The sequence below is a fragment of the Leisingera sp. CC-HEC093 genome (assembly GCF_059429195.1).
The window spans coordinates 3,285,992-3,304,449 of the sequence record NZ_JCAIJR010000001.1; the positions used below are offsets into that span (position 1 = coordinate 3,285,992).

Annotated in this window: 20 protein-coding genes; 15 read left to right on the plus strand and 5 right to left on the minus strand. The window is 62.6% G+C overall.

Features of this window, described 5'->3' with window-relative positions; genetic code table 11:
• Positions 1 to 208 precede the first annotated feature (208 nt).
• The 5 genes from AC5STB_RS16095 (at position 209) to AC5STB_RS16115 (ending at position 5,595) form a co-directional block, all read left to right on the plus strand.
• Positions 209 to 880, plus strand: coding sequence for a hypothetical protein (locus tag AC5STB_RS16095; RefSeq protein WP_495443808.1), 672 nt, complete (start codon positions 209 to 211; stop codon positions 878 to 880).
• Positions 881 to 933: 53 nt separating this feature from the next.
• A complete protein-coding gene (locus tag AC5STB_RS16100; protein ID WP_495443809.1) occupies positions 934 to 2,256 on the plus strand; it encodes a PQQ-like beta-propeller repeat protein in 1,323 nt (440 codons plus the stop codon).
• Positions 2,257 to 2,327: 71 nt separating this feature from the next.
• A complete protein-coding gene (der, locus tag AC5STB_RS16105) occupies positions 2,328 to 3,791 on the plus strand; it encodes a ribosome biogenesis GTPase Der (RefSeq protein WP_495443810.1) in 1,464 nt (487 codons plus the stop codon).
• 317 nt (positions 3,792 to 4,108) lie between these two features.
• Positions 4,109 to 5,062 carry a fatty acid desaturase gene (locus tag AC5STB_RS16110; protein WP_495443811.1) on the plus strand — a complete coding sequence of 318 codons (954 nt, stop codon included), beginning with the start codon at positions 4,109 to 4,111 and terminating at the stop codon, positions 5,060 to 5,062.
• A 65-nt stretch (positions 5,063 to 5,127) separates the two neighbouring features.
• Positions 5,128 to 5,595: a helix-hairpin-helix domain-containing protein gene (locus AC5STB_RS16115; protein ID WP_495443812.1), complete on the plus strand. Its 468-nt coding sequence runs from the start codon at positions 5,128 to 5,130 to the stop codon at positions 5,593 to 5,595.
• Positions 5,596 to 5,670: 75 nt separating this feature from the next.
• On the opposite strand, the gene serS is transcribed toward AC5STB_RS16115, so the two are convergent.
• The gene (gene serS / locus AC5STB_RS16120; protein ID WP_495443813.1) at positions 5,671 to 6,963 is read right to left on the minus strand and encodes a serine--tRNA ligase; all 1,293 of its coding nucleotides are present in this window, start codon (positions 6,961 to 6,963) and stop codon (positions 5,671 to 5,673) included.
• A gap of 271 nt (positions 6,964 to 7,234) precedes the next feature.
• Between serS and yajC the strand changes: the two genes are divergently transcribed.
• From yajC to AC5STB_RS16170, 10 genes are all read left to right on the plus strand, one after another.
• Positions 7,235 to 7,519: a preprotein translocase subunit YajC gene (gene yajC, locus AC5STB_RS16125; RefSeq protein ID WP_495443814.1), complete on the plus strand. Its 285-nt coding sequence runs from the start codon at positions 7,235 to 7,237 to the stop codon at positions 7,517 to 7,519.
• 33 nt (positions 7,520 to 7,552) lie between these two features.
• Positions 7,553 to 9,214 carry a protein translocase subunit SecD gene (gene secD, locus AC5STB_RS16130; RefSeq protein ID WP_495443815.1) on the plus strand — a complete coding sequence of 554 codons (1,662 nt, stop codon included), beginning with the start codon at positions 7,553 to 7,555 and terminating at the stop codon, positions 9,212 to 9,214.
• Position 9,215: 1 nt separating this feature from the next.
• Positions 9,216 to 10,184, plus strand: a complete 969-nt coding sequence (gene secF, locus AC5STB_RS16135) for a protein translocase subunit SecF (protein WP_495443816.1) — start codon at positions 9,216 to 9,218, stop codon at positions 10,182 to 10,184.
• Positions 10,177 to 10,929 carry a TSUP family transporter gene (locus AC5STB_RS16140; protein WP_495443817.1) on the plus strand — a complete coding sequence of 251 codons (753 nt, stop codon included), beginning with the start codon at positions 10,177 to 10,179 and terminating at the stop codon, positions 10,927 to 10,929. The genes secF and AC5STB_RS16140 overlap by 8 nt, the downstream gene beginning before the upstream one ends.
• 11 nt (positions 10,930 to 10,940) lie before the next feature.
• Positions 10,941 to 11,294, plus strand: a complete 354-nt coding sequence (locus AC5STB_RS16145; protein ID WP_495443818.1) for an Mth938-like domain-containing protein — start codon at positions 10,941 to 10,943, stop codon at positions 11,292 to 11,294.
• 88 nt (positions 11,295 to 11,382) lie between these two features.
• Positions 11,383 to 11,997 (plus strand): heme ABC exporter ATP-binding protein CcmA, encoded by a 615-nt coding sequence (gene ccmA / locus AC5STB_RS16150; RefSeq protein WP_495443819.1) that lies wholly within the window; start codon positions 11,383 to 11,385, stop codon positions 11,995 to 11,997.
• A complete protein-coding gene (gene ccmB, locus AC5STB_RS16155; RefSeq protein ID WP_495443820.1) occupies positions 11,994 to 12,650 on the plus strand; it encodes a heme exporter protein CcmB in 657 nt (218 codons plus the stop codon). The genes ccmA and ccmB overlap by 4 nt, the downstream gene beginning before the upstream one ends.
• 56 nt (positions 12,651 to 12,706) lie before the next feature.
• On the plus strand, positions 12,707 to 13,438 hold the full coding sequence (locus AC5STB_RS16160) for a heme ABC transporter permease (protein ID WP_495443821.1): 732 nt from the start codon (positions 12,707 to 12,709) through the stop codon (positions 13,436 to 13,438).
• Positions 13,438 to 13,593, plus strand: coding sequence for a heme exporter protein CcmD (gene ccmD / locus AC5STB_RS16165; RefSeq protein WP_495443822.1), 156 nt, complete (start codon positions 13,438 to 13,440; stop codon positions 13,591 to 13,593). The genes AC5STB_RS16160 and ccmD overlap by 1 nt, the downstream gene beginning before the upstream one ends.
• Positions 13,586 to 14,125, plus strand: a complete 540-nt coding sequence (locus tag AC5STB_RS16170) for a DsbE family thiol:disulfide interchange protein (protein WP_495443823.1) — start codon at positions 13,586 to 13,588, stop codon at positions 14,123 to 14,125. The genes ccmD and AC5STB_RS16170 overlap by 8 nt, the downstream gene beginning before the upstream one ends.
• A 6-nt stretch (positions 14,126 to 14,131) precedes the next feature.
• On the opposite strand, the gene AC5STB_RS16175 is transcribed toward AC5STB_RS16170, so the two are convergent.
• From AC5STB_RS16175 to acnA, 4 genes are all read right to left on the minus strand, one after another.
• On the minus strand, positions 14,132 to 14,434 hold the full coding sequence (locus AC5STB_RS16175; RefSeq protein WP_495443824.1) for a putative quinol monooxygenase: 303 nt from the start codon (positions 14,432 to 14,434) through the stop codon (positions 14,132 to 14,134).
• Positions 14,435 to 14,509: 75 nt separating this feature from the next.
• Entirely contained in the window at positions 14,510 to 14,848 is a 339-nt protein-coding gene (locus AC5STB_RS16180) for a DOPA 4,5-dioxygenase family protein (RefSeq protein ID WP_495443825.1), read from the minus strand.
• A gap of 69 nt (positions 14,849 to 14,917) precedes the next feature.
• Positions 14,918 to 15,178, minus strand: coding sequence for an NIPSNAP family protein (locus tag AC5STB_RS16185; RefSeq protein WP_495443826.1), 261 nt, complete (start codon positions 15,176 to 15,178; stop codon positions 14,918 to 14,920).
• A 285-nt stretch (positions 15,179 to 15,463) separates the two neighbouring features.
• A complete protein-coding gene (gene acnA, locus AC5STB_RS16190; protein WP_495443827.1) occupies positions 15,464 to 18,238 on the minus strand; it encodes an aconitate hydratase AcnA in 2,775 nt (924 codons plus the stop codon).
• Positions 18,239 to 18,458: the final 220 nt, after the last annotated feature.

Genomic DNA, 18,458 nt, shown 5'->3' on the forward strand with positions numbered 1-18,458 from the left:
CTCGCGCGTATGTGATAAGCCTGATATAGGAGATGTCCATTCTAAACTAAGTGGTTTAGTTCACATTTCTTGCTTTTCTGCCCTCATGGCATGTGTTTCTGGTGCAAACGGGCCACTTGGCTTGGCCTTTGTGCCGGGTTAAGAGGGGCGCGACGCATTCATTACCGGTACGGGCACCAGCCCGCGCCGCGCATATCTGGGGCTTTTTATGAGCGATACCGACAGCTTTATCGATGAAGTGACCGAAGAGGTCCGCCGCGACCGGCTTTTCCTGACGCTGAAGCGCTATGGCTGGATCGGCGGCGTCGCGGTGGCGTTGATTGTCGGCGGCGCGGCGTTCCGGGAATACACCAAGGCCCAGGAGCAGGCCGCTGCTGAGGAATTGGGCGACGCGATCACCGCGGCGCTGGAAACCGAAGGCAGCGAAAACCAGGCTGCAGCGCTGACGGCTGTGGCGGCCGATAGCGCCGGCGGGGCGGCCATTGTGGCGATGCTGGAAGCGGGCGCGTTGTCGGAGGCCGGCAAGACTGCTGATGCCGTGTCGAAGCTGGAAGCCGTAGCTGTCGATGGGGAGCTGCCTCTGATCTACCGCCATATCGCCAGCTTCAAGGCGCTGGCGCTGCAGGCTGAGACGCTCAGCGCGGCAGACCGCCGTCTGCAGTACGAAGCGCTGGCCCGGCCCGGGGCGCCGCTGGCGTTGCTGGCATCTGAGCAGCTGGCGCTGCTGGACGCCGAAGAGGGCAACAGCGAGGCGGCAATTACCCGGCTGCAGGACATTGTTGCGGATGCAACTGTCAGTACAGACTTGAAAGACCGCGCATCACAGGTGATTGTGGCGCTCGGCGGATCCCTGGACGGGGATGCCGCGCCTGAGGGGTAAGGCGCTCCGCGGATGGGAACTTGCGGAACGATAACGGCAGACAGGGCAGGGCAATGACAATAAACAAAACTTTCTCCCGGGCACGGGTTCTTCTTTGCACAACTGCAGCCGCGGCCGTGCTGGCGGCCTGTGCAGAGCCAGAGGTCATCCTGCGGGGCGAGCGCGAGGACATCCGGCCTGATGCCGAAGTCGAAATTGTGAACCAGTCGCGCCCGATATCCCTGCCGCAGCAAGCGGCAAATGCGAGTTGGGCACAGGGCCATGGTGCCGAAGCCGGCCGCACCGCGCATCCGGCGCTGTCTTCCGCACCGCAGCGCATCTGGTCCGCGCCGATCGGCGCCGGCGACAGCCGCCGCCAGCGGATCACTGCAACCCCGGTTGTCGGCGGCGGGCGCATCTACACCCTGGACAGCGCGGCGCGGGTCTCCGCGGTTTCGCCGCAGGGCCAGGTTCTGTGGCAAAGCGAGCTGACCCCGGCCGTTGACGACGAGGGCCAGGCCACGGGTGGCGGATTGGCCTTTGATGACGGGGTCCTTTACATCTCCTCCGGCTTTGGTGTGCTGACGGCGCTGAATGCAGCCGACGGCAGCCAGATCTGGCGGCAGGAGCTGGGCGCAACCGGCTCCGGCCAGCCGCGGGTCAGCGGCGGGCTGGTCTATCTGGTGGCGGGCGACGACACCGGCTGGGCGGTAAATGCCAAGGACGGCCGCATTGCCTGGCAGATCGAAGCGTCCCCGTCTCCGGCCAACGTTCTGGGCGCGCCTGCGCCGGTTGTGACAAACGACCTGGCAGTCTTTGCCTTCGGCTCCGGCGATCTGATCGCCACTTTCCGCCGCGGCGGCCTGCGCCGCTGGAGCGCCTCGGTCGCGGGTAAGCGCACCGGCCGGACCCTGTCGCGGATCGGTGATGTGACAGGCGCGCCGGTGGTGTCGGGGGGGCGCCTTTATGCGGGCAACAACTCCGGCCGCACAGTGGCCATCGACCTGGACACCGGCGACCGGCTGTGGACTGCGCGCGAGGGCGCGGCGGGCACGGCCTGGCCCGCGGGCGGCAGCCTGTTCCAGGTCAGCGACCTGAACCAGCTCCTGCGCCTGGATGCAGCCAGCGGTGAGGTGATCTGGGCGGTGGAGCTGCCCGGCTTCCTCAAGAATAAGCCCAGGAAGCGCGGCCAGATCCACGTGCACCACGGCCCGGTGCTGGCTGGCGGGCAGGTGGTTGTCGCTTCCAGCGACGGGCTCTTGCGCTTCTTCAACCCGCAGGACGGCAGCCTGGCCCGCACGGTGGAGGTGCCCGGCGGCGCCACCACGGCACCGGTTATTGCAGGCCGCACGCTGTACGTGGTTTCCACCAAGGGCGATTTGCTGGCATACCGCTAACAGTGTTTCCGGGTGGCGGAAGCCGCCCGGATGCGCTATGAGCCGCGTCTGAATCGCAGAAAGCTGGTCTGATGTCCTTTACCCTCGCCATCGTGGGCCGTCCCAATGTGGGCAAGTCCACCCTGTTCAACCGCCTTGTGGGCAAGAAGCTGGCCCTGGTCGACGACCAGCCGGGCGTGACACGCGACCTGCGCGAGGGCGCGGCGCGGCTGGGCGATCTGCGCTTTACAGTGATTGACACCGCGGGCCTGGAAGATGCCACCGACAACTCGCTGGAAGGCCGCATGCGCCGCCTGACAGAGCGGGCGGTGGATATGGCCGACATCTGCCTGTTCATGATCGACGCCCGGACCGGCGTCACCCCGACGGATGAGATCTTTGCCGACATCCTGCGCCGCAAGTCCGCGCATGTGATCCTGGCCGCCAACAAGGCTGAGGGAAACGCCGCTGAGGCCGGCGTGCTGGAGGCCTACGGCCTGGGGCTGGGCGAGCCGCTGCGCCTGTCCGGTGAGCATGGCGAGGGGATGCCTGACCTCTATGGCATCCTGCAGCCGCTGGCGGAGAAGTTCGAGGCAGAGGCCGAAAGCCACGCGCCGGAGACCGATGTGGTGCTGGACGAGGAAATAGGCGAGGATGAAGAAGAGCACATCCCCGAGCCGACCGACGCCAAGCCGCTGCAGGTTGCTGTGGTGGGCCGCCCGAATGCGGGCAAGTCCACTCTGATCAACAAGATCCTGGGCGAGGACCGGCTGCTGACCGGCCCGGAGGCCGGGATCACCCGCGATGCGATCTCGCTCAAGATCAACTGGAACGACGTGCCGATGCGGGTATTTGATACCGCCGGCATGCGCAAGAAGGCCAAGGTGCAGGAGAAGCTGGAGAAGCTTTCTGTCTCTGACGGGTTGCGCGCAGTGAAATTCGCCGAGGTCGTGGTGGTTCTGCTGGACGCTAGCATCCCGTTTGAGCAGCAGGACCTGCGGATTGCCGACCTGGCCGAGCGTGAAGGGCGCGCGGTTGTGGTGGCGGTCAATAAATGGGACGCCGAAGAGAACAAGCAGGAAAAACTGCGCGACCTTAAGGAAGCCTTCGGCCGCCTGTTGCCGCAGCTGCGCGGTGCACCGCTGGTCACCGTGTCGGCCAAGACCGGCAAGGGGCTGGACCGGCTGCATGAGGCGATCATGCGCGCCTACGGCACCTGGAACCGGCGTGTTCCCACCGCGGCGCTGAACCGCTGGCTGGTTGGCATGCTGGAGCAGCACCCGCCGCCGGCACCGCAGGGCAAGCGCATTAAGCTGCGCTACATGACCCAGGCCAAGAGCCGCCCGCCGGGGTTTGTGGTGATGTGTTCGCATCCCGACAAGCTGCCGGAAAGCTATACCCGCTATCTGGTCAACGGCCTGCGTGAGGATTTCGACATGCCGGGCACCCCGATCCGCCTCTATATGCGCGGGCAGGGCGACAAGAACCCCTACAAGGGCAAACGGGCCAAGAACGCAGGCGCGCTGGAAAAACACCTGAAGAAACGCGGCGGCTGAGCGGCAAAGGGCGGTTGCTCCCGCCCGGCCTCGCGGCATTCACAGAATACCTTGGCCCGTTGGGCCCGGCGCCGCCCCAAGGGGCGGCGCTTTACTGTCGCGCCCAGCCCCGCTGCGTGCTTTCGGCGGGCTTTTGCCGCGCGGCGCTGCCCGCAACCGGCCTATTCCATCAAGAAAGGCGGGATGATACCCCTAGGGTTGAGGTGCCTGGCCGCCGCCGTCTTGCCATTGGCCAGCCCGGAATTATCTGAGGTAGAAGTTGCGCGGGCTGCACCTTCTTTGCATGCTTGTCACGTCGCGCATTTATGGAAGAGCTTATGGATCTGAGGGCACACACGCGCAAGTTCACCCAAAAGGACAACCGGCTGGCATCGCTCAGCTATTTTGGGACGTTCATGGTTTACTTTCTGTCGCTCTATCTGGCCATCGCCCACGCGGACCGCTGGTTTGTGATGCTGCCGGCAGGGGTGGTGTTCGCCTTTGCCGCGGTGCGTCTCTATGTGCTGCAGCATGACACAGGGCATCACTCGCTGTTTGAGACCCGCCTGCAGAATGAGATCGCGGGCCACGTTCTGTCGCCCTTCACCTTTGCGCCCTTTGAAGTGATGAAGCAGAACCACAACCTGCATCACTCCAATATCGGCAACCTGGAACACCGCGAGACCGGTGAGATCCACACCATGACAGTGCGGGAGTGGAATGCGGCCGGGTTCTGGGAGCGGCTGGGCTACCGGCTCTACCGCAACCCGTTTGTGCTGGTGCCGCTGGGATCAGCCTTCACCTATTTCATCCGCTACCGCTGGCCCAAGAACACGGTGCGGTTCGGCATGACCGGCGTGGTCCTGCACAACCTGGTGATCGTGGTCATGCTGGGACTGCTCTATTGGGCGGCGGGGATGACCGGCATTTGGATCTGGCTGGTGTTCTCCTTCCTGGGCGGCATGCTCGGCGTGTTTCTGGTCTATTTGCAGCATAATTTCGAGGACACCTACTGGGACCGCCGCCCGGATCTGAGCCCGCAGGCGGCGGCGCTGCAGGGCTCGTCCTGTCTGGACTTCGGCTGGTTCTTTGACATGGCGGTGGCCAACATCACCCTGCATGACATCCATCATTACAACGCGCGCATTCCATCCTACCGGCTGCGGCAGTGCCACTACAGCCTGCCGCCGGAACTGGGGCTGCGGCGGATCAAATTCCCTGAGGCGGTCAGAGCACTGACGCTAAAGCTTTGGGATGAGGAGAAGAAATGCCTGGTGCCCTTTCCCGCATAAGCGTTTCCTGCAATGATTGCCTGACAAGAGGCTAGAAAAAAACTGGCGGGGAGGCTGATCTCGGAATGACGTCAATTTCGGAGTTGAAAGGTGTGGGGCCTGCATTGGCCCGGATTCTTCAGGGAAATGGAATTAAATCCGTCGAGGCGCTGGCCGGAATGGAGGAGCAGCAACTGCGGAGCATTCCGGGGATAGGCTCCAGCCGGGCTAGTCTGCTGCTGGAGGCCGCCCGGGCTCATAATGGCAGCGCAGAGACGGATGGCGATGATCTGAGTGCCCGTCTGGCAATTGCGGAAGCCGCTCTTCAGGCCGCTGAAGAGAAGGCCGCCAAGGCGCAGGCCAAGGCGAAGAAGGCCAAGCGTCAGGCTGCGCAGCTGATGGAAGAATTTGCCGAAGCCAAGGTGAAGGCCAAGAAGAAGGCCAAGAAGGTCAAGGCCAAGGCGAAGAAGGCCATCGAGAAAGAAAAGGCCAAGGCCAAGGCGATCTTGGAAGGCAATGGCGCTGACAAGAAAAAGAAGAAAGCGAAGAAGTAGTTTTAAGCTGCTGCTGTTAAAAGAAAACCGGCGTCCTTGCAGGCGCCGGTTTCTGTTTTCAGAGTGCGGTCCGGGTCAGACAAGCTTGCCTTCTGCCGTGAGGGTCAGCTTGCCGCCCAGGTAGGGTGCCAGCGCCTCCGGCAGCTTGACCGAGCCATCCGCCTGCTGGCCGTTTTCCAGCACCGCGATCAGGCAGCGCCCGACGGCCAGGCCGGATCCGTTCAGCGTATGCACGAACTGCGGCTTGCCGCCACCCTCAGGCTTGAAGCGCGCGTTCATCCGGCGGGCCTGGAAATCACCGCAGACCGAGACCGAGGAGATCTCGCGGTAGGTGTTCTGGCCCGGCACCCAGACTTCGATATCGTGGGTCTTGCGGGCGCCAAAGCCCATGTCGCCGGTGCACAGGACAATGGTGCGGTAGGGCAAGCCCAGCCGCTCAAGGATGTCCTCGGCGCAGCGGGTCATGCGCTCATGCTCCTCAACGCTCTTGTCCGGATGGGTGACCGAGACCATCTCGACTTTCTCGAACTGGTGCTGGCGCAGCATGCCGGAGGTGTCCTTGCCGGCCGAACCGGCCTCAGAGCGGAAGCATTGGGTGTGGGCGACGTAACGGCGCGGCAGGTAGCCTTCCTCGACCGTCAGGCCGTTGACGATGTTGGTCAGCGTCACTTCGGCGGTCGGGACCAGCCACCAGCCGTTGGTGGTCTTGTAGCTGTCCTCGCCGAACTTGGGCAGCTGGCCGGTGCCGTACATCATCTCTTCGCGCACCAGTACCGGAGTCCAGGTCTCGGTCAGGGCGTTTTCGTCCACATGGGTGTTGATCATGAACTGGGCCAGCGCCCGGTGGATGCGGGCCACCGCGCCGGACAGCACCACAAAACGGCTGCCCGAGAGCTTGGCCGCAACCTCGAAATCCATGCCCGACTTCACGCCTTCGATCTCAAAGTGCTCCTTGGCCTCGAACTCCAGCGCCTTCGGCTCACCCCAGCGGCGGATTTCGACGTTATCGTCCTCGTCCGCCCCGTCCGGCACATCGTCGAACGGCAGGTTCGGAATGCCCATCAGCCTGTCATTGAGCTGCTGGTCCAGCGCCTTTGCCTCGGTGTTCATGGCGGCGACTTCGGCTTTCTTCTCGGCCACCAGCGCGCGCAGGCGTTCAAACTCGGCCTCGTCACCGCGGCCCTTGGCTGCGCCAACCTCCTTGGAGGCCTTGTTCTGCTCGGCTTGCGCGGTCTCTGCCGCCAGGATCTTGGCACGGCGCGCTTCGTCCAGCGCCAGGATCTCGGATGACACGCCCGCATCCCCGCGCCGCGCCACAGCGGCGTCGAATGCGGCAGGGTTTTCGCGGATAGCGCGGATGTCATGCATGAGAGTCTCTCCTAGCGTTGAATGATATTTGAATCAGTAGGCCCATCCTATGACGCAAGGGTGAAGAAAGGGGAAGAGGGGCCTGCGCCACTGTGTGGCGCGCGGGGCAGGAATGCCCCGTGCCGCTGGCTGGCGCGGGCAAACCTGCAACGGCCTTTCAGACAGGCGCTTTTGCATCTTGTGAGCCTTGCAACCCATCCTGCCAGCGCATAGGTTCCGCTGCAAATTTCCGGCGCTAACGTCTGCGCCGCTTTGACAGAAGGAATATCCCATGGACGCTGGCGCAATCGGCCAATTTCTCCCGCTTATCCTGATCTTCGCGATCATGTACTTTTTGCTGATCCGCCCGCAGCAGAAGAAGATGAAACAGCATCAGGCGATGGTGGACGGCCTGCGCCGCGGTGACCAGGTGGTGACCCAGGGCGGCGTGATCGGCAAGGTGGCCAAGGTCAAGGAAGACGGCGAGGTCGAGGTCGAGATCGCTGACGGCGTCAAGGTGCGCGTGGTCAAGGCGACCATTGCCCAGGTTCTGAACAAGACCGAGCCGGCAGCCTAAGCACCCTCCGCAACTATCTGAAAAGGCAGGGCAATGCTGCAAATCGATCTCTGGAAGAGGGTGCTGATCTGGCTGGTCTGTGCGGCCGGCCTTATGCTTGCCCTGCCAAACGGATTTTACACCCGCGTCGAACAGTCCAACGACGCGGCGGCGGCTATCGCCGCCAAAGGCGAGACGCCGGAACGGCTGGAAACGTCTGGCCAGTGGCCATCCTATCTGCCGTCGGGCCTGGTGAACCTGGGCCTGGACCTGCGCGGCGGCGCGCATCTCTTGGCTGAGGTGCAGGTTGACGACGTCTATGAGGCGCGGATGGACGCGCTGTGGCCGGAAGTGCGCGATGCGCTGCGGCCGGAGCGCTCCGCTGTCGGCACCTTCCGCCGCCAGCCGGGCCCCGTGGACCAGATTCGCCTGAAAATTTCCAAACCGGACGGCATGTCCCGCGCGCTGGAAGTGGTGCGCGGCCTGGCAAATCCGGTGACCAGCCTGACCGGCGCCGGCGCCACCGACATCGAGGTCTCCGCCGAAGGCGACATCCTGGTGGTGCAGCTGAGCGAGGCGGAGAAGCTTGCCTCCGACGACCGCACCGTGCGCCAGTCGCTGGAAATCGTGCGCCGCCGCATCGACGAGGTCGGCACCCGCGAGCCAACCATCCAGCGCCAGGGTGCTGACCGCATTCTGATCCAGGTGCCGGGCATCGGTTCCGCCTCGGAGCTGAAGGCGATCATCGGCACCACTGCGCAGCTGACCTTCAATCCGGTTGTGGGCCGCGGCAGCGATGCAGATGCAGCGCCGGGCATGGGCAACAAGGTTGTCCCGTCATTGGACGAAGAGGGCACCTTCTATACCATCGAAGCCGCCGCGGTTGTGACCGGCGAGGACCTGGTGGATGCGCAGCCGTCGTTTGATCAGAACGGCCGGCCTGCGGTGACGTTCCGCTTCAACACCTCAGGCGCGCGCCGGTTCGGCGATTACACCGCCGAGAACATCGGCTCCCCCTTCGCGATTGTGCTGGATGATGAGGTGGTTTCCGCTCCGGTCATCCAATCGCATATCCCGGGCGGATCCGGCATCATCACCGGTAACTTCTCCATTGAGGAAAGCACCAACCTCGCCGTGCTGCTGCGCGCAGGCGCGCTGCCTGCGGGGCTGGAGTTCCTGGAGGAGCGCACCATCGGCCCCGAACTGGGGCAGGACAGCATCGACGCGGGTAAGATCGCGACCATCGTGGCCTTTGTCGCTGTGCTGGTGTTCATGGGGCTCAGCTATGGCCTGTTTGGTCTCTTTGCCAACGTAGCGCTGATCCTGAACATCGCGCTGATCTTCGGCATGCTCAGCCTCATTGGCGGGACGCTGACCCTGCCGGGCGTCGCCGGCATCGTGCTGACGGTCGGTATGGCGGTGGACGCCAACGTGCTGATCTTCGAACGCATCCGCGAAGAGCTGAAGGCGGGCCGCGGTCCGGCCAAAGCCATTGACGAAGGTTACTCCAAGGCGCTGAGCGCCATTCTCGACGCCAACATCACCACCTTCATCACTGCGGTGATCCTGTTCGCCATGGGCTCCGGCCCGGTGCGCGGCTTTGCGATCACCCTGGGGCTGGGCATCATGACCTCGGTATTCACCGCGATCTTTGTCACCCGCCTGATGATTGTCATGTGGTTTGAACGGCGTCGTCCGAAAACGATTGAGGTGTGATATGCGGCTGAGACTTGTTCCCCAGGAAACCTCATTCGATTTCTTCAAACGCGCCAAGCTGTGGCTGGGTATTTCCGCCCTGATGATGGTGGTGGGCTTTGCCTCCTTCCTGTTACAGGGGCTGAACTTCGGCATCGACTTCCGCGGCGGCACCACCATCCGCACCGAGGCCACCCAGACTGTGGATGTGGGCGCCTACCGCGACGCGCTGGCAGTGCACGGGCTGGGCGATGTGTCGATCACTGAGGTGTTCGATCCGGCCTTCGATGAAGACCAGCATGTCGCCATGATCCGCATCCAGGCGCAAGAGGACGGGGAGGCGATCTCCGGCGAGATGATCGAGATGCTGAAGGCCTCGTTGGACGCGGTGGCACCGGGCATCAAATTCGTCTCGGTCGAATCCGTTGGCCCCAAGGTCTCGGGCGAGCTGATCCAGACCGCGGTGATTGCCGTTGTGCTCGCCATCGCGGCGGTGCTGGTCTACATCTGGCTGCGGTTCGAATGGCAGTTCGCCCTCGGCGCGGTGGCGGCGCTGGTGCATGACGTGGTGCTGACCATTGGCGTGTTCTCGGAACTGCAGATCAAGTTCGACCTGGCGATCATTGCGGCCCTGCTGACCATCGTCGGCTACTCGCTGAACGACACGGTGGTGGTCTTTGACCGGGTGCGCGAGAACCTGCGCCGCTACAAGCAGAAGGATCTGGCGGAAGTCCTGAACATCTCAATCAACGAGACGCTGAGCCGGACCGTGATGACCTCTGTTACTACGCTGCTGGCGCTGATCTCGCTTTATGTGCTGGGCGGCGACGTAATCCGCGGGTTCGTGTTTGCGATGATTTGGGGTGTTGTGGTCGGTACGTATTCGTCTGTGTTTGTCGCCTCTACCATCCTGCTGAAACTGGGAGTAAAGCGCGACTGGTCGAAGCAGGCAAACACCACCGGCAATCAGTTCTCGAACATTGATGCTTGAGGCGTTTCAGGCAGCCCTGCAAACGCCAGGGCTGTTCTGGCTTCTCCTGACCATTGGAGCCGCGGGTCTTGTCCGCGGCTTCACTGGTTTTGGCACCGCGATGATCTTTGTGCCCGTCGGCGCGCAGTTCCTGCCGTCGGCGGATGTGGTGTTCCTGATGGTGCTGATGGGGGTGTTTTCCACCATTACCCTGTTCCCGCAGGCCTGGAGCAAGGCGGACAGGGCAGAGGTCGGGGCGTTGTCCATGGCCGCCGCGGTTACGGTTCCGGCCGGGCTGTGGCTGATGGCGCAGATGGATCCGCTGACCCTGCGTTGGGTCGCGGCCGGGGTGATCGGCGTGACATTGGCCGCGGTGGTTTCCGGCTGGCGCTGGCAGGGGCGGCTGGGCTGGCCGGGGCGATTCGCCATCGGCGGTGCAGCTGGTGTGGTTGGCGGCATGACCGGCCTTACCGGGCCGGTGATCATCGTCTTCTACCTGGCCAATGTGCGCGACGTGGCACGGGTCCGGGCCAACACTATCGTGTTCCTGGCGGCGCTGGACGTGGTGATCGCTGCCAACCTGATCTTTGGCGGTATGGCCAGTCTCAAGGCCGTGATCCTGGCCTGCCTTCTGGGCATCCCCTATGTGATCACCACGCTCACCGGTAAGGCGCTGTTTGACCCCAAGCTGGAGAAGATCTACCGCTTTGCCTCCTATTCCGTGATCGCGCTGGCCGTGCTATCCAGCCTCCCGGTATTTGACTGAAAGGACCACCCATGCGGCTGAATGAAGTGAGCTTTTCCGACGCGCAGCCAGTGGACGGCTACGGCGAGGGGTTCTTCCGCATCGGCGGGCAGGTGCACCAGGGCGCAGTGCTGACTTCAGCTGCCGGCACGGCGGCCTGGGCCGGGCTGGATGACGCCGCCCCGCTGCTGGCACTGACCGGGCAGATCGACGTGCTGTTCATCGGCACCGGGGCTGAGATCGCCCATATTCCGGCGGATCTTCGCAAGGCGCTGGAGGAGGCCGGGTTGGGCGTCGAGGCAATGAACTCCCCCGCAGCTTGCCGCACCTATAATGTGCTCTTGTCTGAGGGCCGCCGCATCGCCCTGGCGGCGCTGCCGGTCTGATTTTCTGAAGATTCATTTGACCTGCCGCAAAGCGGGCCGGCGCTCAATAGTCTTTTCATGCGCCGACACATTGGGATAAGCGACCTTCATGACATTGACTGTGACGGATCTGGGCGTGGCCCGCGGCGGCATCCCGGTGCTGGAGGGGCTGAGCTTTGCGCTGCAGCCCGGCAAGGCGCTGATCCTGCGCGGCCCCAATGGCATCGGCAAGACCACGCTGTTGCGCACCGTCGCAGGCCTGCAGCCGCCGCTGAAGGGACGGGTTAAGGGTGCTGAGGACCAGATTGCCTATGCCGCCCATTCCGACGGTCTGAAGCCAACGCTGACCGTGGCGGAGAACCTGACATTCTGGGCCAGCGTTTTCGGGCGCAATGGCATTGAACAGGCGCTGGACGGGTTTGATCTGCAAAGCTTGCGCGACCGGCAGGCAGGCGCGCTGTCGGCGGGACAGAAACGCCGCCTGGGCCTCAGCCGGATGCTGGTGACCGGCCGCCCGATCTGGATCATGGATGAACCGACGGTGAGCCTCGATATCACCTCCGTCGCCATGTTCGCGGATGCCGTGCGGGCGCATCTGGGGCAGGGCGGGTCCGCGCTGATTGCCACCCATATCGACCTGGGGCTGGAGGCAGAGGTGCTGGATGTCGGCCCCTACAAGGCCAAGCCGCCCGAGATCGACGATTTTGACGGAGGCTTCCTGTGATTGCGCTTCTCCTGCGGGATCTGAAGCTCGCTTTTCGGGCTGGCGGCGGATTTGGCCTCGGCCTTGCGTTCTTTCTGATCGTGACCGTGATGGTGCCATTCTCCGTCGGCCCGCAGTCCGAGCTGCTGGCCCGCATCGCTCCGGGCGTGCTGTGGCTGGGGGCGTTGCTGGCGTGCCTGTTGTCGCTCGACCGGCTGCTGGCGCTGGATTGGGAGGACGGCTCGCTCGACCTTCTTGCCACCGCGCCGCTGCCGCTGGAAAGCACCGTCACGATCAAGGCTCTGGCGCATTGGATCACCACCGGCCTGCCGCTGGTGCTGGCAGCGCCGGTGCTGGGCGTACTGCTGAGCCTGCCGGTGCCGGGCTTTCAGTGGCTGGTGGTCTCTCTGCTGCTGGGCACACCTGCGCTCTCTGTCATCGGCACCTTTGGTGCTGCGCTGACCGTGGGGCTGAAACGCGGCGGCCTTTTGATGTCGCTGCTGGTGATGCCGCTGTACGTCCCGACGCTGATCTTCGGCTCCGAAGTCGCCCGCCGCGGTGCTGAGGACATGGCCGTGCAGACGCCGCTGCTGCTGCTGGCAGGGATCTCTGCCGCCTCCATCGCCTTGCTGCCTTTTGCCAGCGCCGCTGTCCTGCGCGTCAATTTGCGCTAGGACATTTGCCGGACCCGTGAATTGAGAAACCCGAGAACAAGAGCTAAATAGCCAACATGTCGATCTGGGAATACGCCAACCCGAAGAAGTTTCTGGCCACCACCGAAAAGGTGATGCCGGCCTTGTGGGTCAGCTCTGCGGTGCTGATCACCGTTGGTCTTGTCTGGGGCTTCTTCTTCACGCCGGACGATTACCGGCAGGGCTCCACCGTCAAGATCATCTTTCTGCATGTGCCGTCGGCGCTGATGGCGATCAACGCGTGGTTCATGATGCTGGTCACCTCGCTGGTCTGGGTGATCCGCCGCCACCACGTCAGCGCGCTGGCCGCCCGCGCCGCCGCGCCGGTGGGAGTGGTGATGACCGTGATTGCGCTGATCACCGGCGCGATCTGGGGGCAGCCGATGTGGGGCACCTGGTGGGCCTGGGACCCGCGTCTGACGTCCTTCCTGGTGCTGTTCCTGTTCTACCTCGGCTACATCGCCCTGTGGGAGGCAATCGACAACCCGGATACCGCTGCTGACCTGACCTCGATCCTCTGCCTGGTGGGCTCGGTCTTTGCCGTGCTCAGCCGCTATGCGGTGAATTTCTGGAACCAGGGGCTGCATCAAGGTGCGTCGCTGTCGCTCGATGAAAAGGAGAACGTGCACGATGCTTTCTCCTCGCCGCTCTACGTCTGCATGGCAGGGTTTGTGCTCTTGTTCCTTGCCTTGGTGCTCTACCGCACCGGAACTGAAATCCGCGCCCGCCGCATCAAGGCTTTGATGGCGCGCGAACGGCTGGAGGCGTGATGCCCGATCTTGGAAAATACGCCGATACGGTGCTGTCGGCCTATGGCGCCTCGCTGGTTCTGCTGGCGGGACTGGTGGTGCTGACGATCCTGCGCGGCCGCAAGGTGCGCCGGGAGATGGAAACCCTGGAAACCCGGATGAAGCGCAATGGCTAAGATTTCTCCGCTGATGGCGGTTCCCGGCGTTGTGTTTGCAGGTTTTGTCGGCCTGGCGCTGGTCGGCATGTTCCGCGAGGACCCGAACAGCCTGCCATCCGCCCGCGAAGGCCAGCCCGCGCCGCCGGTGGTGCTGGACGAATTTCCGGGCAAGGAAATGTTCACCGATGAGACCTTGCGCGACGGAAATGTGAAGCTGGTGAACTACTGGGCCAGCTGGTGCGCACCTTGCCGCGCGGAGCATCCGAACCTAGAGGCGCTGTCCAAAGAGGGCATCCCGGTCTACGGCGTCAACTACAAGGACCAGCTGGCCAATGCTGAATCGTTCCTGAATGAGCTGGGCGATCCCTACACTGCGATCGGCCGGGATGAGAAAGGCCGGATGGCAATTGACTGGGGTCTCTATGGCGTGCCGGAAACCTATGTTGTAGATGGCAATGGCAAAATCATCCTTCGTTTTGCCGGCCCCATCACCCAACGGGTGATTGAGAAAACCCTGCGCCCGGCGATGGAGAAGGCAGCAGAGCAGTAGGAAGAGTCAGGCCTGTTCGTCCTGCGAGCAGTCCGTAAAGCTTCTGAAGTCGGGTTCCGCAACTATCAGGGAAAACAGGTGTTCAATCTCTTCCCGTCTTGAACGCCAAATCAGGTAGTCGCTGCAGGCTTCCGGGTCTTTCCAGCGTTGCAGCACGGCGATTTCGTTCCGGTCCGGGGCAAGCAGTACCTCAGCCTGCAGGCAGCCTGGCCTGTCCCGGGCTTCCGCCACCATTTTCTTGATGAGCACGGAAAGTTCAGCAAACCTGCCCGGAATGGCCTGTACCTGAAAAATCACAATTTCGGTCACGGCAGGCTCCAGGCAGGTAAAGGTGCAACAAGCTTATAAGCAACCCGGAAATTTCTGGTAAATTTGCGCAACGGTTCAGCTGAAAATGCTGAGATCCAGCTCCAGCCCCGTTCCCAGCCAGATCCCGTGATCGCGGTGATCGGCCAGCGCGTCGCCGGTTTCCGGGTGGGCAAAGACAATCAGCCCGTTCCGGTTCAGCGACAGCCAGGGAAGCAGCTGCGCGAACTGGTCAGGTGTGGCTGCCAGCTGGCAAGACCACATGGGATGCGGTCCGACGGTCTTTTCATGGAACCGGCCCATCTCTACAGAAAACTGCTCCGCTGCCTGACGGCAGAGGTCTCGGGCCTGCGCCATCGTTGCGGCGTCGAAGTAGATGTGGGCGTGGTATCCGGTGATTGTGTCTGTGTGTTTCATGCCGCCAGTGTCTCCCGGTGCTGCCATGTCTTCAATACAGTCACTGCGAACAGGCCCTGTGCGGCCGGGTCAAGGCACTGAATAGGTTCGGAAGTCCTGTTCCCGGCGCATAGTGGCACTGCGGGCATCCAGATCTCCGCGTTCTGCCCGCCAGTCGAGGTACCTGTTGAGGTGTTCAGGCGATTCCCAAAGGTGAAAGATTGCGATTTCGAAATGGTCCCGGTTGATGCCCGCATAGACCTCGATACAGCCTGGAAAGGCCCGTGTGTCCGGCACCATCGCCAGGACAGCTTCGGCATGTGCGTCGAATGTTTCTATATCAGGGTACACGACTGCTAAAACGGCCTCTTTCATGTTTTGGCATCAAGCCTTTCAATGGTTTGCGCAGTGTTTTCAAAGGTGTATCCAGAAACAACATTTGCACAAGCGGACTGGTCCGTACAGCCGGTAAAGCTTCTGACGGTTGCACGTAAAAAGTGTATATTGGATACAGGGCCGGACAAAGCCTGTTGAAACAACGGATGATTTCAACTTTCCACTGCCGCAAAAACTCACGGGCGCAAAAAAACATGCACCCCGCGGGGTGCATGTTCAAAGGCTCAGGATTGGAAGAGCTTATGACTTGGCCAGGTTACGCAGCACATAGTGCAGAACGCCGCCGTGTTCGATGTATTCGATCTCCGGCGCGGTATCGATCCGGCACTTCAGGGTGATCTCTTTCACCGAGCCATCGGCAAAGGTGATCGAGCAGGGCACTTCCTGCAGCGGCTGGATGGTGTCCAGGCCGCTGATCGACACGGTTTCTTCGCCAGTGAGGCCCAGAGACTTGCGGGTGTCGCCTGCGCTGAACTCGAACGGGATCACACCCATGCCAACCAGGTTGGAACGGTGGATGCGCTCGAAGCTCTCTGCGATCACCGCCTTGACGCCCAAAAGCGCAGTACCCTTGGCCGCCCAGTCGCGCGAGGATCCCGCACCGTACTGCTCGCCGCCGAACACCACCAGCGGCGTGCCGTTGGCCTGATGCGCCATTGAGGCGTCAAAGATCGAGGTCTGCTCGCCATCGGGACCTTTGGTGTAGCCGCCTTCGACGCCGTCCAGCATCTCGTTCTTGATGCGGATGTTGGCAAAGGTGCCGCGCATCATGATCTCGTGGTTGCCGCGGCGCGAGCCGTAGGAGTTGAACTCACGCGGCTGCACCTGGCGTTCCAGCAGATACTGGCCTGCAGGCGTAGTGGTGGCAAAGGAACCGGCGGGGGAAATGTGGTCGGTGGTGACCATGTCGCCCAGAACGGCCAGAACCTTGGCGTTCTCGATGTTCGAGATGGTGCCCGGCTCAGTGCCCATGCCCTGGAAGTAAGGCGGGTTCTGGATGTAGGTCGAGGTTGCGGGCCAGTCATAGGTTTCCGCATCGGTGGTCTCGACCGCCTGCCACTTTTCGTCGCCTTTGAAGACGTCGGCGTATTTCGACTGAAACGCCTCGCGGGTGACGGTGGCTTCGACCAGATCGGCGATTTCCTTCTGGGTCGGCCAGATGTCCTTCAGGAAGACGTCGTTGCCATCCTTGTCCTGGCCCAGCGGTGCGGTGGTGATGTCGACATTCATGTCGCCAACCAGCGCATAAGCAACCACCAGCGGCGGCGAGGCCAGGTAGTTGGCGCGCACGTCCGGTGAGATACGGCCTTCGAAGTTGCGGTTGCCCGACAGCACCGAAACACCGATCAGATCGTTGTCATTGATGCACTTGGAGATTTCCTCAGCCAGCGGGCCGGAGTTGCCGATGCAGGTGGTGCAGCCGTAGCCCACCAGGTTAAAGCCGACCTTGTCCAGATCCTCCTGCAGGCCGGCGGCCTCCAGATAGGCGGACACGACCTGCGAACCGGGCGCCAGCGAGGTCTTGACCCAGGGCTTGCGGTTGAGGCCAAGGGCTGCTGCCTTGCGCGCAACCAGGCCCGCGCCGATCATCACATATGGGTTGGAGGTGTTGGTGCAGGAGGTGATCGAGGCGATCACGATGGAGCCGTCGTGCAGCTGGTAGTTGCTGTCGTCGGTCGCGACAAAGCCGGACTTGTGGTGGCCCTTGTCGCCAGGGATATCCTGAGGTTCTGGCTGACCGCCTTCAGCTTCCCAGCGGCCTTCGGCGCGCGCGCTGGCGTCCTTGGCGCTGCGCTGGCCTTCGACATAGTCGTGGAATGTGGTGGCAGCGGCATCCAGCGCGATGTAGTCCTGCGGCCGTTTCGGGCCGGAGATGGCTGGAACGACGCTGCCCATGTCCAGCGACAGGGTGTCGGTGTAAACCGGTGCATAGTCCGCGCCGCGCCAGAAACCGTTTTCCTTGGCGTAAGCCTCAACCAGCGCGATGCGGTCCTCGTCACGGCCGGTGTTGCGCAGGTAGCGCAGGGTTTCGCCGTCGATCGGGAAGAAACCGCAAGTGGCGCCGTATTCAGGCGCCATGTTGGCGATGGTCGCACGGTCTGCCAGCGGCAGACGGTCCAGGCCGGTCCCGTAGAATTCGACGAACTTGCCGACCACGCCCTTGGCGCGCAGCATTTCCACGACCTTCAGAACCAGGTCCGTGCCGGTGGTGCCTTCGACCATCTCGCCGGTCAGCTCAAACCCGATGACCTCGGGGATCAGCATGGAGATCGGCTGGCCCAGCATTGCTGCCTCGGCCTCGATGCCGCCAACGCCCCAGCCCAGCACGGCGGCGCCGTTGACCATGGTGGTGTGGGAGTCGGTGCCGACCAGCGTGTCCGGATAGGCGACTTCGTCACCGTTCTGGTCTGTATCGGTCCAGACAGTCTGGGCCAGATATTCCAGGTTCACCTGGTGGCAGATGCCGGTGCCCGGCGGCACAACGCGGAAGTTGTTGAACGCGTTCTGACCCCATTTCAGGAACTGATAGCGCTCCATGTTGCGCTCATACTCGCGGTCGACGTTCATCTGGAACGCGCGCGGGTTGCCGAATTCGTCGATCATCACCGAGTGGTCGATGACCAGGTCAACGGGCACAAGCGGGTTGATCTTGGCGGCGGAGCCCTTCAGGCCGACGATGCCGTCGCGCATGGCGGCCAGGTCGACAACGGCGGGAACGCCGGTGAAGTCCTGCATCAGCACGCGGGCAGGGCGGTAGGCGATCTCACGCGGGTTCTTACCGCCTTTTTCAGCCCATTCGGCAAACGCCTTGATGTCGTCGGTGGAGACGGAAAAGCCGCCGTCCTCGAACCGCAGCATGTTTTCCAGCACCACCTTCAGGGCGGCGGGCAGCTTGGAAAAGTCGCCAAAGCCAGCTTCTGTGGCTGCGGGGATGGAGTAGTAGGAGATCGACTTGCCGTTGACGCTGAGCGTTTTGCGCGCCTTGGCATTGTCCTGTCCGACGGTAATAGGCATGGTTGGCCTCCCTCAAGAATTTGTAACCGGGGAATTCGCTGCCTGCTAAATGCATGAGGAAGATGAAGCATTCAATAGCCCAAACGCCGCAGGGGGCACTTTTGTATGCAATAGTACACATTTTTTGCAGTACGCGCCCTCGCATGGCCCTCAAAAATGATTGATTGGCCTATTTGCAGACACATCTTTAGACCAGAAGCCTCAAGAATAAAGAAAGCGA